The sequence below is a fragment of the Sandaracinaceae bacterium genome (genome assembly GCA_016706685.1).
Lineage (GTDB): Bacteria > Myxococcota_A > Polyangia > Polyangiales > Houyiibacteriaceae > JADJJE01.
On the sequence record JADJJE010000056.1, the window covers coordinates 144,751 to 159,051 of the forward strand.

A 14,301-nucleotide genomic window follows, 5' to 3' on the forward strand; every position below is an offset into this window, starting at 1 on the left:
GAGTCTCCTCGCCAGAGCGGATGTGGCGTAGACTGCCTTTCGTGGAAGCCCTCTTGCGCCATCTCCTCGGTGAAGACCCTCGCGACGTCGAGGTCCCCGACCTGTCCACCTGGTGGGATCATCACGACGCCATCCGTGCCCGCTTCGACCGCCCCTTCGAGGCCGCCGTGGCGGGCGGCTTCCACGCCGACCGCCTGGGCTATGCGTTCGCCTCGGGCTACGTGGCCGCGCTCGAGCACCTGCTGCCGGAGCTGGGCGGCGCGCCGGCTGCCCTGTGCGTGACGGAGCAGGCGGGCAACCGGCCGCGCGACATCGAGACCACGCTCACGCCGGAGGGCGATGCGTTTCGCCTGAGCGGCCAGAAGACCTTCGTGACGCTCGGCTCGGCGGCCGAGCAGCTGGTGGTCATCGCGCGCGACGCGTCGCAGACGGGGCGCATCGCGCTGGTGGCGGTGCGCATACCCAGCAACCGCGTGGGCGTGTCGCTCGAGACCCGCGAGCTCACCGCGTTCGTGCCCGAGATCCCGCACAGCAAGGCCACCTTCGCCAGCGTGCGCGTCACGCCGGACGAGCGGCTCCCGGGCGATGGCTACGTGAACGTGGTGAAGCCCTTCCGCACCGTGGAGGACGTGCACGTGTACGCCAGCATCCTCGGCCTGCTGGTGCGCTACGGGCGTCTGGCCATGTGGCCGCATGGCGTGGTGGAGCGCCTGGTCAGCACGGTGGTCACGCTGAGCGGAGTCGCCTCACTGCCCCCGCTGTCGGCCACCACGCACATCGCGCTGGCGGGCGTGCTGGAGACCACCGGGCGCTTCCTCGATGGCGAGCTGCCGGCGCTGGCGCAGCAGCTGCCCGAGCCAGCGCGCGAGCGGCTGTTCCGCGACGCCGCGCTGTTCGGGGTGGCGGCGCAGGCGCGGGCTCAGCGGCGCATCACCGCTTGGGCGACGTTGGCGCCGACTTAGAACCACCGGCCGGTGGCAGCGAGGGGGTGGCGGGCAGGTGCTTCGACCACCAGGCCTCGCGCTTGGCCACGGTCCAGGCGTCTTCGAGCCCGGTGGCGGCCAGCATGGCGGACAGCGCCGCTGCGCTCGCCGGCCGGTCGCTGGGTGACTTGGCCAGCAGCTGCATGATGATGGCCTCGAGGTCGGCCGGGACCGACACGCCACCGCGCCGAGAAGGCGTCTCGGGCTGGTCGTGCGCGTGCGCCGCGATCATCTGGAGCGACGGCCCCAGCGGGAAGACCAGCTTCCCAGTGAGCAGCCAGTAGGCCACGCAGCCAAGGCCGTAGAGGTCGGCACGGCCGTCCGCCTCCGACACCTTCCCGAGCGCGATCTCGGGCGGCAAGAAGGCGGGCGTCCCCGTGTGCGCGCCCTCGCGGGTGAGCGACTGGTGCTCGAGCCCCGGGGGGTCGCCCTTCACCAGACCGAAGTCCAGCACCTTCACGAAGTCGAGGTCCAGCCCGTAGCGACACACGAAGATGTTGGCGGGCTTCACGTCGCGGTGCACGAGCCCCGCGCGGTGCGCCTCTTCGAGCGAGTGGCAGATCTGCCGCAGGATGAACACCACGCGCGACGGCGGCTGCGCGCCGTGCTCCTGGATGAGCGAGTGCAGGTCGATGCCGTGCAGGCGCTCCATGGCGTAGAAGAACGTGCCGTCGTGGGCGCGCCCGAAGTCGTAGACCGCGATGGTGTGCGGCGAGCAGAGCGTGGAGGTGGCGCTGACCTCGCGCTGGAAGCGCTGCAGCATGGTCTCGGCGCTCTGACGGTCGTCCTCGAGCCACTCGGGGCGCACCAGCTTCACCGCCGCGGGGCGGGCCAGCATGCGGTGCTCGGCCTCCCAGACCTCCGCCATGCCACCGCGCCCCAGCAGCACACGCAGCTTGTACGACCCGAGGCGCCGGGCCTCGTCGGCCTGCTCTTCGAGGCGCGTGATGAGCCTGGCGATGGCGTAGGCCAGCCCAGCGCAGACCAGCGTCGGGAAGAAGCGCCAGAACTGCAGCACCGTGCTGGGCATGGGCAGGTGGTCATCGGCGAACACCATGAGCCACAGGCCGAGTGGGTCCATGAGCGCGGCGAGGAAGGCCCCCAGCAGGGTGGCGCGCGGCGGCAGCGGCACGAGCGCGGCGTACACCAGCAGCCAGATGGCGATGGGTGACACACCCAGCAGCGACGGCTCCTCGGACCAGGGGCGCCCGTTGACCAGGCACGCCACGAAGAGCGCCGTGAGGACCTCGTAGGCGATGCCCGCGACCAGCGTGGCCTGCGACCGGCGGAAGCGGGTGCGAACCAGCTCGGCGAACGAGAGCGAGAAGACCAGGAAGCAGGGCGCAAGCCACAAGCGCAGCGGGCTGGCTTGCCCCTGCCAAGACGTGAAGCGCGGGTCCACGTTCAGGAACGCGAGCGAGTAGCTGACCGCGAGGAAGATCACGGTGAGCGCCGCGCTGATCCACGCGGCCTGCGCGAGGCGACGCCCGAGGCGGTCCCCGAGCCGCAGCGCGCCGATGGAGCGCGAGACCAAGGTGGTGGGTGCGGGCGCTTCCGCCATTCCGCAGCGTACCAGGCAGCCCCCCGAAGACGGAACAACTGACGCCACGACCCAACGTGAGCGCCTTGTTGGACCTCCCTGATTGGGGTAGTGTCCGAGCGTGCTGGAACTCTGCTTGGCGACGCCGAGGATCGTCCTCCCGAAGACGTGCTTCGATCGCGCGAGCGAGGGCCGCTGATGCCTTCCAAGCGGGACACCCTGCCGGACGAGTCGGATGACCTGCTGCCGCACGAAGACGAGCAGAGCTCGACGACGCGGAGCCGGGACGCGCGCGCGGACAAGAGCGTGACCGCTCGTGTGGGGGGCCTGCGGGATCCACGGCACGTCACCACGCTCACGGACGAGACCGGCAGCCTGCCGCGGCCGGACCGCTGGCGCCCGCCCGTGCCGGGCACGGTGGTGGGCTCGTACGAAGTGCGCAGCAGCCTCGGGCGTGGCTCCATGGGCGTGGTCATGAAGGCGCGCGACCGCCACCTGGACCGGCTGGTGGCCATCAAGTTCATTCACCCCAGCCTGGCCAACCGCGCGGGCGTGCTGCAGCGCTTCGAGGCCGAGGCGCGCGTGATGGCCAAGATCCGCCACGAGCACGTGACCGCGGTGCACGCCTTTGGCGAGCACGAAGGCGCGCCCTACTTCGTGATGGAGTACGTGGAGGGGCACGACCTCGAGGAGCTGCTGCGGCGGCGCCGGGGCTCACCCTTGGTGCTGGACGAGGCGCTGGCCATCCTGGACGCCATCTGCCGCGGCGTGCAGGCGGTGCACTCGGCCGGCGCGGTGCACGGCGACCTCAAGCCCGCGAACGTGTTGCTGGGCGACGCCAACCGCGTGGTGGTGAGCGACTTCGGCGCGGCCCGCACCATCCGGGACCGCAACGCGTCCAGCGAGGCCGTGCACGGGACCCCCGCGTACCTGGCGCCCGAGTATGGGCTCAACCACACGGGGACGGTGGATCACCCCCAGCGAGCCGACCTCTACAGCCTGGGCGTGATGGCCTTCGAGCTGCTGACCGGCCGGCTGCCGTTCGCCACCGACGACGTGCTCGAGATGCTGCACCTGCACGCCAACGAGCCGCCACCGCAGGCGAGCGAGGTGAACCCGGGGCTGCCCTCGGTGTTCGACCCCGTGCTGAAGAAGGCGCTAGCCAAGGAGCCCGCAGCGCGCCATGCCAGCGTGCAGCGCTTCCGGCAGGAGCTGAACGCCGCACGCCTCAACATGAGCGCCGACGGCGTGAGGCGGCGCTTCGTGGTGGCCGACGACGAGCCCGTCTTCCGCCTGCTGGGGCAGACCATCTTGCGGGCGGGGTTCCCCGGTTCCGATGTCGTGTGCGCCGAAGACGGGCTCACGGCCTTCGACGCCATCGTGTCGGACGAGACGGCGGTGGCGCTCATCGACTTGGACATGCCGGGCCTCGATGGCCTGGCGCTGGTGGGCAAGCTGCGCGAGGACCCGCGTGGTCAGCGGGTGCCCATCATCGTCATCACCGGGGCCGGCGGCGACGACGACTGGCGCGCCCTCACGGAGCGTGGCGCGTCTGCCTTCTTGGTGAAGCCAGTGGACCCGGACGCCGTGCTGTCGCTGGTGCGGCGCCTGCTGAACGGCGACGGCGCGTAGGCCGCGCGCCCGCTTGGCGCCTCGCTCAGAACCCGCGGCAGTCGGCTGGCAAGAGCTCGGCCTGGAAGGGGTACGGGCGCGCCTGCTTCACGTAGAGCCGGCGCGTTCCGTCCAGCAGCTTCACCTCCACCTCCATGGCGAAGTACTGGTTCTGGTCGAGCGGGTCCACCAGCGCGCGGTAGTGGTCGTGGATGGCGCGCATGGCCATGGCGATGTCGCACGACTCGTCTTCCGACACGAGCGACGCCGCCGGCGAGAACGTGCTGAACGAGCGGAAGACCCGGCGCGGCGTGCGCGCCCAGCGGTAGTCGAACTGCTCGGACGTGATGCCCGGTGCGGGGTTGGCCACGCTGGCTTCGCCGCGCTGCACGTTCATGGTGTAGATGTCCGAGCGCGTGGGGTCGTGAAGGCTGCGCGAGACCACGATGGCCGAGCCCTCCTCCGACACGAAGGCCGCGTGCACCAGCACGCCCATGGCCACGGTGGTGGGGTCGATGCGGAAGAAGCTGCGCTCGTCGTGCGCGCGGTCGCTCCACAGGCTGGCCCACACGGTGCGGAGCGCGAGGGCCAGCGTGCCGTCTTCCGAGAGCTGGGCCGCCTCGGACACGTAGAGCCCGGCGCCGTTGAAGCCGGCGAGGTCCTCGGTGTTGCTGCTGCTGCGCAGGCGCACGCGCCGATCCCCGCCCCAGCGCGCGCGGATGGCCTGCTCGATGGAGGTGAGCAGCGCAGGCTCCACCGGGTGGTCGTTGATGGCGTCGCGCACCGACCCGAGGGCGGCCCGGCGGAAGAGGGCGTCGCTCTCGAAGCGCGCGTCCATCATGGCGGCGTTCAACAGCGCCTCGGCGCCGCTGGCCTGGAAGTGGTCCACGTAGTGAGCGAGCGGGATGGCGAACGCTCGATCGGGCACCAAGGCCACCTGGCTGCAGCCCGCCGGGAACGTGATGCGGTACAGCTCCGCGAATTGCGCGGCCTTGCCCCCGATGGACGGGATGTCGGTGAAGTCGCGGTCCAGCAGATCTTGGATGCCACGCACCGTGAGGTCGCGTGCGGGCGTCTGCGCTGGCCCGGGCGGCATGATGCTCGCCCAGTGCGCCTGCGCCTCGGCGAGGTCGGCCAAGCGCACCGTGAAGCCGCTCTCGCTGACCTCGAGGCGCACCAACTCGCCGAAGAACGGCTCGAACTCAGAACGATTGCGGGCATCCAGCACGGCCAGGTTCGGGGTGCCGCGGTTCTGGCTGAGCACGTTCACGTGAGCCAACGGCGTCTGCAGCGCCTCGGTCACGAGCCCCCCCACGAAGCCGATGTCGTTGGGGACACTGTCCGTGACCAGCACCACGCGCGGCCCCAGCACCGCCGTGGCCAACTCGCTGGTGGGAATGAAGGTGAGCGTCCCGAACGCGACACCCGGGTTGAGCGCCTGCTCCGTGATGCCCACGAAGGGCGCGTTGCGGCCCACGATGGGCAGCTGCCCCTCCACGGTGCGCAGCTTGTCCACGGCCGACTGGCTCTGCGGGCGGAACACCCAGCGCGTGGGGTCGTCGCTGAGCGCGGCGCCATCGAAGAACGTGGCCACCATCTGCGCAGGGCTGGCGCGGTCGCCGCTCACCATCTCGAGCGTGTGCAGGTCGGGCCCCACGTGGTGCACCAGCGTGCCCATCATGTAGCGGCGCTGCGCGTCCGAGCACGACAGCTCCTCGGGTGGTTGGGTCTCTCCGCAGTAGTACTCGGCCACCGAGAAGGCCGTCCAGCGCGCGCGGTGCTGCGCGTTCATGGCGGCGTCGCAGCGGTCGAACACCGGGCCGCCCGCGAACAGCTGGTCCACGAAGTCGAAGTGCAGCGGGTAGTCGTCGCTGCTCATCAGGTAGCCGAGCGTGCCGCCCACCACGTCCACGTCGAGCAGGAACTTCACGGCCTGCTGGTCCAACAGCGTGCCGCCGCGCGCGAGGGCGGCGAAGTCCCCCGGCGTGTAGAGGTGGCGCACGTAGGTGCCCACGTCGCGCGAGGCCAGGATGGGGGCCGTGTTGGCGGCGGCCGGCGTAGTGGCGGTCACGAAGCGCCAGGTCCCTGCCGGGGTCTCCGCGCGAGCCAGCGCGTTGCCCACGGGCCAGCGCATGAAGTCCACGCGGTCCACCAGCGTGCCGTTGGGGGCAAACACGCTGACCACCCCTTCGAAGAGCGGCAGCGTCAGCGCTGCGACGTTGGCCGCCGTGACCGTCACGGTGGTGCGCTCGCCCGGGTTCAGCGTGCCCGTGAGCGGCAGCCCCACGCCGTCGGTGGGCCCGGGCCAGGGCAGGTTGGGGCCGTGCGGGGCGATGCGCACCTCGTAGCCCGCGAGCGAGAGGGCCGCGCTGCTGGTGTTGCGCACCTCGATGAAGGTGGCCGGGGAGAGCGCCAGCTCCGAGAGCGTGAGCGGCGTGGTGGGCGTGGGCGTGGGCCAGGTGTAGGCGGCGAAGACGTCGTCGGGCGGCGTGGGCGGCGCCTCGGGCGGACCACAGCGCGGTCCGTTCACACGGTCCGGGCTGGCCCACGTGCAGCGCACCCACTCGTCGTCGTCGCCATAGCGGCCATAGGCCTCGTTGGGCAGCAGCTCGGTCCAGCTGACCTCGTCCACGCGGCGCCGCCCACCGGACCCGTGATAGACGAGCGTGAGCGTCTCGCCCCCCGCGCTGAGCTTGAAGTCGAGGTGCAGCTCGCCCTGCTCGACGTCGTCGTCGGCAAACAGCACCACCACACCGCCGGGAGGGATGGACCGGCTCGGCAGCCGCCCGCGCTCGTTCGAGTCGTTCAGCGAAAAGTCGCTCAGGTCGATGGGCTCGGCGCCCACGTTCACCAGCTCGACGAAGTCCTCGGCCTCCCCCTGTTCGTCCAGGTGGGCGCCGTCGTTGCTGGCCATGACCTCGCTGAGCTGCAGCGTGGAGGGGCCCGGTGTGTGGAAGCCCCCGCAGCCGCTGGCCGAAGCCATGAGCAGCCAGGGGACGAGGGAGGAGAGGGGCGACGCGAGGCGAGGCATAGGGTGTTCAGCAAGCAAGAAGACCTGCTCAGCGTAACACCCCGGTCGCCGCGCTGCCCTTGGGCTCGAACTTCACTTTCCGAAGGGAAAAGGCACGCCCGTCAGCTGTTCGGACACGTCCCACAGGCGGCGGGCATCGTCCTCGTTGCGGGCGCGGCCGCTGGCGCTCGCGCGCCCGGGGTAGCCGCGCATGCCCCCGAAGGACTGCGGCCCGTAGTAGCCACCCTGGACCACGTCGGGGGACACGGCGGCGTAGAGCGACGGCAGCGCGCCCATGGCGGCCGACTGCGCGGCCACGGGGTTGAGCGTGCGGCTCATGAGGTCGTGCACCTGCAAGTTGGTGGCCGCGTAGCCCGGGTGGGCCGCCAGCGACAGCACGTGGCTCCCGGCGCGCGTGAGCCGGCGCCCGAGCTCGAAGGTGAAGAGCAGGTTGGCGAGCTTGCTCTGGCCGTAAGCCAGCCACGCGACGTAGCCGCGCTCGAAGCCCAGGTCGTCGAAGCGCATCTTGCCGAAGCGATGCATGATGCTGGACACCGTGACGATGCGCGCGCCCGGGGTCTTCTCCAGCAGCGGCAAGAGCTGCGCGGTGAGCGCGAAGTGCCCGAAGTGGTTGGTCCCCAGCTGCGTCTCGAAGCCGTCACGCGTGCGGCCGCGCGGCGGCACCATGACGCCCGCGTTGTTCACCAGCACGTCCAGCCGCGGGTACGTGGCCAGCACACGCGTGGCGCAGGCGGACACCGACGCGAGGTCCGACAGGTCGAGCGCCTCGAAGTGCAGCGCGCCCGTCCCGCCCGCAGCGCGCACCTCGTCCATGGCGGCCCGCGCCTTGGCTTCGCCGCGACACGCGAGGATGACGTCGGCGCCGTGCGCGGACAGCGCCTTGGCGGTCTCGAGGCCGAGCCCGCTGTTGGCGCCGGTGATGAGCACGAGGCGACCGCGCTGGTCACCGATCTGGTCCGCCGTGAAGTCCATCGCCGAGGGATACCACACCGCCGGCGCGCGAGATCGCCCGACGCGTGCTAGGACCAACGCGTGGCGAGACCCTCGTTCGAACCGCACTGGGCCCTCCTCGGGCTGCCAGCCGACGCCTACCCTCCGGCCCGGTACCGGCTGGTTCCCATGGAGGGCGACGCGCTGCGCGACTGCGTGGAGGTGAAGGAAGCGCGAGAGTACGACGACGACGGTCAGTTCTTCGCGCGCGGGCTGGCCTGCCCGGAGATCTTCGGCCGCTTCGAGCCCACGGCGCGGCGCCCCTGCGAGCGGGACAGGCGCTTTGGTCGCATCCCCCTGCGGCGACCGGTGGCACACCCCCTGCGCGGACCGCTCGACTCGCTGCGGGAGCTGCCCGTGCTCCCGCCGGGGCTGCGGCCGGCCGCGCCGGGGGAGCCCACGCACCCCGTGACCGCCCGGTACACGCGCGTGGTGCGCGCCAACGCCGCGCTGGCTCAGGCAGACCACCCGAACGCGTTCCGGGATGCCTACGCCGAGCTGTGCCATGCGGTGGCGGACCTGTTCGTGGCGCCCGAGGGCTCGCTCGTGGCGCTGTTGGGCACCACGCCCGCGCTGCGCTGGGAACGGCTCGTGCGCCTCGACGCGCGCGCCGCGGAGAAGCTGTTCGACCCGGTGTGGGCCGACGACGAGGACACCCACCTGACGCTCGCGGTGCTGGCCGCGCTCGGGTTCATGGTGTCCCCGCGCTGAGCGGCGCTAGCTAATGGCAACGATGTCGTAGTGGCGCATGGCGCCCGCGCGGGCGATCTTGACCTCGTCTCCCACGGAGCGCCCGATCAGCGCGCGCCCCACCGGCGAAGACGGGCTCACCACCCACACGCTGGGCTCGCCGGGCGCCAGCATGAGCTCGGTGCCGCCCGCCACGTCCAGCAGGAAGAAGGTGCGCGCCTCGCCGTCTTCGAGCTCCGTGCGCACCAGCGCCCCGAGGCCCACCGGGTCGTCTTCCGTGAAGGTGCGCGGCGAGAGCAGCCGCACGCGATGCAGCGTCTCGGCCAGCTCCTCGGTGCGCATGGCCTGCCCGCGCGCCAGGTACGACGTCTCGAGGCCGCGGGTGTCCTTGTCGTTCTCGGCGCGGGCCTCGGCATGGGTGGCGTCGACGCGCGCTTGTTCGGCGCGCGCGGCGGCGCGCTCGATGTTCTCCTCGAGCTCACGGCGGAGGGCGGCGATGACCAGGAGCTTGTCGGGTAGTGCGTTCATGGGGGGCGCCCGTGGGCTAGAGGATCTTCTCTACGCTGGCGAGGTCCCGCGTCATGTTCTTGTGGTGGGCTTCCAGGGTGCCGCCGCCGATCTCGAGCAGCTTCGCGTCACGCCACAGGCGCTCCACGTGGTACTCGCCCATGTAGCCGTAGCCGCCCAGCACCTGCATGGCGCGGTCGGCCACGTTCTTGGCCATGGTGGCGCAGTAGAGCTTCACGCCGTCGGAGTCCAAGCGATGCCCCGGCGCGGTCAGGTTCATGTGCGCGGCGGTGTTGTAGACATAGGCGCGCCCCGCCATGAACTCGGCGTAGCTCTCGGCGATGTGCCGTTGGATCTGCCCGAAGTGGTCCAGCGTCTTGCCGAAGCTCACGCGCTCGCGGGCGTAGCGGTTCATGATCTCGATGCTGCGCCGCGCGATGCCGAGGCTCATGGCGGCCAGCGTGAGGCGCTCGAGCTCCAGGTTGCGCATCATGCAGATGGTGGCGTGGCCCTCTTGGCCCACCAGGTTGGCGGCCGGCACCACGCAGTCCTCGAACACCAGCTCGGCCGTGGACGACGCGCGCATGCCGCACTTGTCCGACAGCTTCTGCCCCAGGGAGAAGCCCTGCATGCCCTTCTCCACCAGGAACATGGACACCTGGCTGCGCTCGGCGCCCTTGATGCGCGCGTAGACCAGGAACACGTCGCCCAGCTCGGTCTTCGAGATGGCGCCGTTGGTGATCCACATCTTGGCGCCGTTGAGCACGAACGTGTCGCCCTCGCGGCGCGCCTCCGTGCGGAGGCCCATCACGTCGGTGCCCGCGCCCGGCTCGCTCATGCACATGCCGCCGATGCGCTCGCCCGTGCAGGCGGACGGCAGGTAGCGCATGCGCTGCGCCTCGTTGCCGTTCACGTACAGGTTGTTGGCGAACAGCATGGAGTGCGCCAGGTACGACAGCGTGAAGGCCGGGTCGGCCGCCGCCAGCTCCTCGTGCGCAATGACCGCGGCGGTGGCGTCGAGCCCTGCGCCGCCCACCTCTTCGCCGAGGGTGATGCCCAGCAGGCCCAGCTCGCCCAGCTGGCGGAAGAGCGGCACGTTGAAGGTCTCGGTGCGGTCGTGCTCGAGAGCCTGGGGCTCCACGTGGCGCTCCACGAAGGCGCGCAGCATCTCGCGCAGCTGTTGATGCTCGGGGGTGGGATTGAAGATGTCGTTCATGAGTGGGCGAAGTTTGAGGGAGAGCGAGCGGGCCCAGAGCGTAGCTCAAGAATCGCCGACCGATGGCGAGGAACACGTCGACCTGGCAAATCCTGCGCCCGAACGCGCCTTCGACGACGCAAACAGGCGAATGAACTGCCCTCGCTCATCGTTGACTGATCCGACATAATGCAGTCTCTCCCGGGAGGTTCTCGTGACCGCCGCCCTTGCCCAGACACTTCACGCGCCCACCTTGGGCATCGCTCGGCTGTTCGACCGGCTGCCTGCCGCCGCGCGCGCCGAGCTTCTCTGGACGCGCAAGCCAATCCAAGACGCTTTGTCGTCCGTGATCGCCGCGCCCAGCGATGTCGATACTCTCGACTCGGCGTCCCGTTCGGCCATGTCGCTTGTCCAAACTGTCATGGCCAGAGTGCTCGCGCTCCAAGGCAGCGTCGTGAATCTGACGACCAGCCGAGCGACGGTCATGTCCGACCTAGCCGCCGATCGCGAGGAACTCGCGTCTTTCGTAGACGATGCGTGTTCGGTGGACACGCTCGATTGGTGCGTCGCATTCATCAAGGACTTCTATCGCGAGGTGTGGGTTCACGTGGAGCACACTCTCAAGGACCCGGTCATGTTGGACGCGGTCCTCAACATGGATGACGAAGCCAACGTGAAGGAGCCGTTCCAGCGTGGCATCTTTGCCCTGATGGCAGCTCTGGAGTGCACGCGCCGCACCGACGAGGCGGGGACCGCGCGGACTCTCATCGACGTGGCGTTTCTAGAACTCGAGACGTTGCGAGAGCGCCTCGCGCGAGTGGGCCTCGTGCTCATTCCCTACGCTGACGACACACTCGAAGAACGCCAAGGCCGTCTTCTCCGCTGCGCCGGCCAGGCAAAGGACGCGATGACGCCTGTGGACGTACGCGACCTTGAAGACGCACGACTTCTCTCGTTGGGCGAATGATCCTCGACACCAACCTGGTCTCCGCGTACCTCTTTCCCAAGGGCCCTAGCGATCCTCGTCGTGCGTTCGTGGTAGCGCGCTTGAAGGAGGAGCCCGTCGGTGTCGCATTCGTCACTCGCTACGAAGTTGAGCGTGGATTCGAAGCAAAGGTGCGGCGGGGCGAGGCTGGCGAGCAGGTCGCTGCGCGACGAAAGCTCGTTATCGCGAAACGCTTCTTCGGAATCGCGCCTGTATACGGCTTGGATGGCTACAGCGGCGAAGGATGGAGCGTGGCTGCCCGCATTTGGGCGGCTGGGAAGGCACGCTCGCCAGCCGTCAACTTCGCCGAGAACGACCTCCTGATTGCCGCCACAGCCGCATACCACGGGCAAGTACTCGCCACGGCCGAGACGAAACCTGCATTCCACCAACTCTCGGAGCTCGTCGCACAAGTGGGCGGCGAACTCCGGATCGAGTTTGTCCCCACAACGTGAACGCATCGGCCGCGCCGGGCGTGCGGGCACCATCGTGCTGGCACGCGGGGCCTAGTTCCAGACCGCTGAGGCCGACGGGCCGTCCGCGAGTCCTTCGGCCGCGGCGAAGTGCGAGAGCAACATGGCGTTGAGCGCGTCCGCGCACTGGAACGTGACACCGTGGCCCGCGTCGTCGAGGCGCACGAGCGTGGCACCCGGGATCAAGCGCGCCAGGTCGTCGTTGCGCGTCTTGTCCACCAGGCGGTCCTTGCCGGGCCGCACCACCAGCGTGGGGACGCGCAAGCGCGGCAGGCGGCTGCGCGTGTCGTGGCGCATGACCGCGGAGATCTGGCCCAGCATGGTGCTGCGCGGCGCGGGCGTGCCGAAGCGCACCTGCAGCTGCTCCCGCATCTTGCCGGGGTCGAGGGTAGCCACGAACTCGGGCGGATAGAGCAGCGCCTGGAGCGCCGCCAGGCGGCCGCCACCGCCGGCAAACGTGCGCGCGAAGTTCACGGCGCCGTCGGCCGGGGGAACCCAGCCCGTGGGCCCGCCCGCCTGCGTGGCGATCAGCGTGAGGCTCATGAAGCGCGTGGGGTGGAGCAGCGCGAGCTCCTGCGCCACCATGCCGCCCATGGAGACGCCCACCAGGTGCGCGCGCTCCCAGCCGAGGTCGTCCATGACGCGCGCGGCGTCACGGGCCATGTCCTTCATAGTCCAGAGGGGCGCCGGAGACAGCTCGCTGCCCCCCACCCCGCGGTGGTCGAAGGTGGCCACGCGGTGCCGCTGCTGGAGGGCCGCCACCTGCGGCGCCCACACGTCGCCGCGCATGCCGAGGCCCATGATCAGGAGGACGTTGGAGCCCGAGTCTCCGTGCACGTCGTAGGCGATGCGGGGGCGGGTGGCGGTGCGGCGCATGGTGGGCGGCAGCATACGCGATCCGCAGGGCCCCGGGCAGCGCTCAATGCGCGTGATGGAAGCGCCAGCCCGCGCGACACTCGGCGTCGGTGTCGGGGCAGACGAAGCGCACGTGCAGGTGGTCCCGGTGGTGCGCGAAGTGCCGGATGATCCCGAACCCGTGGCCCTGCCCACGCGGGTACTGAAACCAGTCGCGCAGCTGCGCCGGGGTGGCGCCCTGCGAGCGCGCGTACTCGTAGAGCGGCTGCTGCAGGCTGTAGTCGATGAAGATGGCCTCCACGCGCCGGTTCACGAGCCAGCTGTGCAGCAGCGCCCACTGGCGGCGCACGTCGAGCAGACCCGGCGTGGTGTTGGCAAAGCCGCACTCGTTGCTGCCGCAGCGCCGCCGGAAGAACGCGATGTCCACGTCGCGCCCGCTCTGATGGCTGCGGTGGTCGCGCATGGCGCCACCGTCGCGGTCGCTCAGGTCGTGGACGCGCACGCGCGGTCCATCGGGATGCTGGCGGCGCACCGCCTCGAAGCCCTCCTGGATCCACCGCACCGTCTCGAGCGTCCCGTAGGCACGCGACGACTCGCGGATGACGTAGAGCGGGTGCGACGGCAGCTCGACCGGGTGCGCCAGCGACCCGTTGTAGGGCAGGCCGATGGACTCGCTGCGGCTGAGCGGCACGGTGGTGTAGAGCCGCAGCACCCGGCCCGCGCGCAGGCCGTTGCGGCGCACGCTGGGGTTCCAGCGCAGGATCTCGGACACGGTGACCTCGTGCCGCGCCGCGATGCGCGCGAGCGAGTCCCCGCGCTGCACCTCGAGGTCCACCGCCGGACGAGCCTCCGGGACGAAGAGGCGCTGCCCGGCGCGCACACGGTTGGGGTTGAGCCCCTCGTTGTGCTCGAGGAGCGTGGCCACCGGGACGCCCAGGCGCACGGCGATGGCGCTCAGCGTCTCACCGGGGCGCACCTCGATGGTGACACCAGGCGGGCGCTCGGCGCGACGGCGCTCGGGCTCCGGCTGGGTACGGGCGGCGGGCGCCGCCTCGGTGGCAACAGGGGCCTCGGTGACCGGCTCCGCGCTCGCAAGCACCTCGGGCGTGACGTCCGCGGCAGGGGTGGTGGTGCTGGGAGCCGCCGCGTCGCCGCTGGGTGCGAGGCGCAGCTCCTGGCCCACCAGGATGCGGTCGCCCTCGATGCCGTTCCAGGTGCGCAGCTCTTCCACCGAGATGCCGAAGCGCTCCGCGATGAGGCTCAGCGCGTCGCCCGGGCGCACCGCATAGAGCAGCGGTCGATCGGCGCGCGCCAGCGCAGGGAGCAGCGCGATCGCCAAAAGACAGCTGACCAGTAGCCGCTTCGAGGGTCGGAAACGCATCACCTCGACGTCTAACCGAAGGGCACGGGAGCAGGCAAAAAAGCGGCGCACGGGGTGAAC

12 protein-coding genes are annotated in these 14,301 nt (G+C 70.6%); 5 read left to right on the forward strand and 7 right to left on the reverse strand.

All coding sequences use genetic code 11. The features are described from left to right. The first annotated feature begins 41 nt into the window (after positions 1-41). Positions 42-962: an acyl-CoA dehydrogenase family protein gene (locus tag IPI43_33275; protein ID MBK7778933.1), complete on the forward strand. Its 921-nt coding sequence runs from the start codon at positions 42-44 to the stop codon at positions 960-962. Here IPI43_33275 and IPI43_33280 read toward each other — a convergent pair. Continuing rightward, on the reverse strand, positions 931-2,544 hold the full coding sequence (locus IPI43_33280) for a serine/threonine protein kinase (protein MBK7778934.1): 1,614 nt from the start codon (positions 2,542-2,544) through the stop codon (positions 931-933). The genes IPI43_33275 and IPI43_33280 overlap by 32 nt on opposite strands. A 177-nt stretch (positions 2,545-2,721) precedes the next feature. On the opposite strand from IPI43_33280, the gene IPI43_33285 reads away from it, so the two are divergent. Next, complete coding sequence (locus IPI43_33285) at positions 2,722-4,155, forward strand: protein kinase (protein ID MBK7778935.1); 1,434 nt, start codon at positions 2,722-2,724, stop codon at positions 4,153-4,155. A 25-nt stretch (positions 4,156-4,180) separates the two neighbouring features. Here IPI43_33285 and IPI43_33290 read toward each other — a convergent pair whose 3' ends face one another. Next, complete coding sequence (locus IPI43_33290) at positions 4,181-7,165, reverse strand: lamin tail domain-containing protein (GenBank protein MBK7778936.1); 2,985 nt, start codon at positions 7,163-7,165, stop codon at positions 4,181-4,183. Positions 7,166-7,237: 72 nt separating this feature from the next. Further along, positions 7,238-8,137, reverse strand: coding sequence for an SDR family oxidoreductase (locus IPI43_33295; GenBank protein MBK7778937.1), 900 nt, complete (start codon positions 8,135-8,137; stop codon positions 7,238-7,240). Positions 8,138-8,197: 60 nt separating this feature from the next. Here IPI43_33295 and IPI43_33300 point away from each other — a divergent pair, with 60 nt between their 5' ends. Next, entirely contained in the window at positions 8,198-8,866 is a 669-nt protein-coding gene (locus IPI43_33300) for a hypothetical protein (protein ID MBK7778938.1), read from the forward strand. Positions 8,867-8,872: 6 nt separating this feature from the next. Here the strand turns inward: IPI43_33300 and IPI43_33305 are convergent, their stop codons facing one another. Further along, positions 8,873-9,373, reverse strand: coding sequence for a GreA/GreB family elongation factor (locus IPI43_33305; GenBank protein MBK7778939.1), 501 nt, complete (start codon positions 9,371-9,373; stop codon positions 8,873-8,875). 16 nt (positions 9,374-9,389) lie between these two features. Further along, a complete protein-coding gene (locus tag IPI43_33310) occupies positions 9,390-10,568 on the reverse strand; it encodes an acyl-CoA dehydrogenase family protein (GenBank protein ID MBK7778940.1) in 1,179 nt (392 codons plus the stop codon). A gap of 193 nt (positions 10,569-10,761) precedes the next feature. On the opposite strand from IPI43_33310, the gene IPI43_33315 reads away from it, so the two are divergent. Beyond that, positions 10,762-11,514: a hypothetical protein gene (locus IPI43_33315; protein ID MBK7778941.1), complete on the forward strand. Its 753-nt coding sequence runs from the start codon at positions 10,762-10,764 to the stop codon at positions 11,512-11,514. Next, positions 11,511-11,987, forward strand: a complete 477-nt coding sequence (locus IPI43_33320) for a PIN domain-containing protein (GenBank protein ID MBK7778942.1) — start codon at positions 11,511-11,513, stop codon at positions 11,985-11,987. The genes IPI43_33315 and IPI43_33320 overlap by 4 nt, the downstream gene beginning before the upstream one ends. A 51-nt stretch (positions 11,988-12,038) precedes the next feature. Here the strand turns inward: IPI43_33320 and IPI43_33325 are convergent, their stop codons facing one another. Next, complete coding sequence (locus tag IPI43_33325) at positions 12,039-12,881, reverse strand: alpha/beta fold hydrolase (GenBank protein ID MBK7778943.1); 843 nt, start codon at positions 12,879-12,881, stop codon at positions 12,039-12,041. 43 nt (positions 12,882-12,924) lie between these two features. Continuing rightward, on the reverse strand, positions 12,925-14,241 hold the full coding sequence (locus IPI43_33330) for a penicillin-insensitive murein endopeptidase (GenBank protein ID MBK7778944.1): 1,317 nt from the start codon (positions 14,239-14,241) through the stop codon (positions 12,925-12,927). Positions 14,242-14,301: the final 60 nt, after the last annotated feature.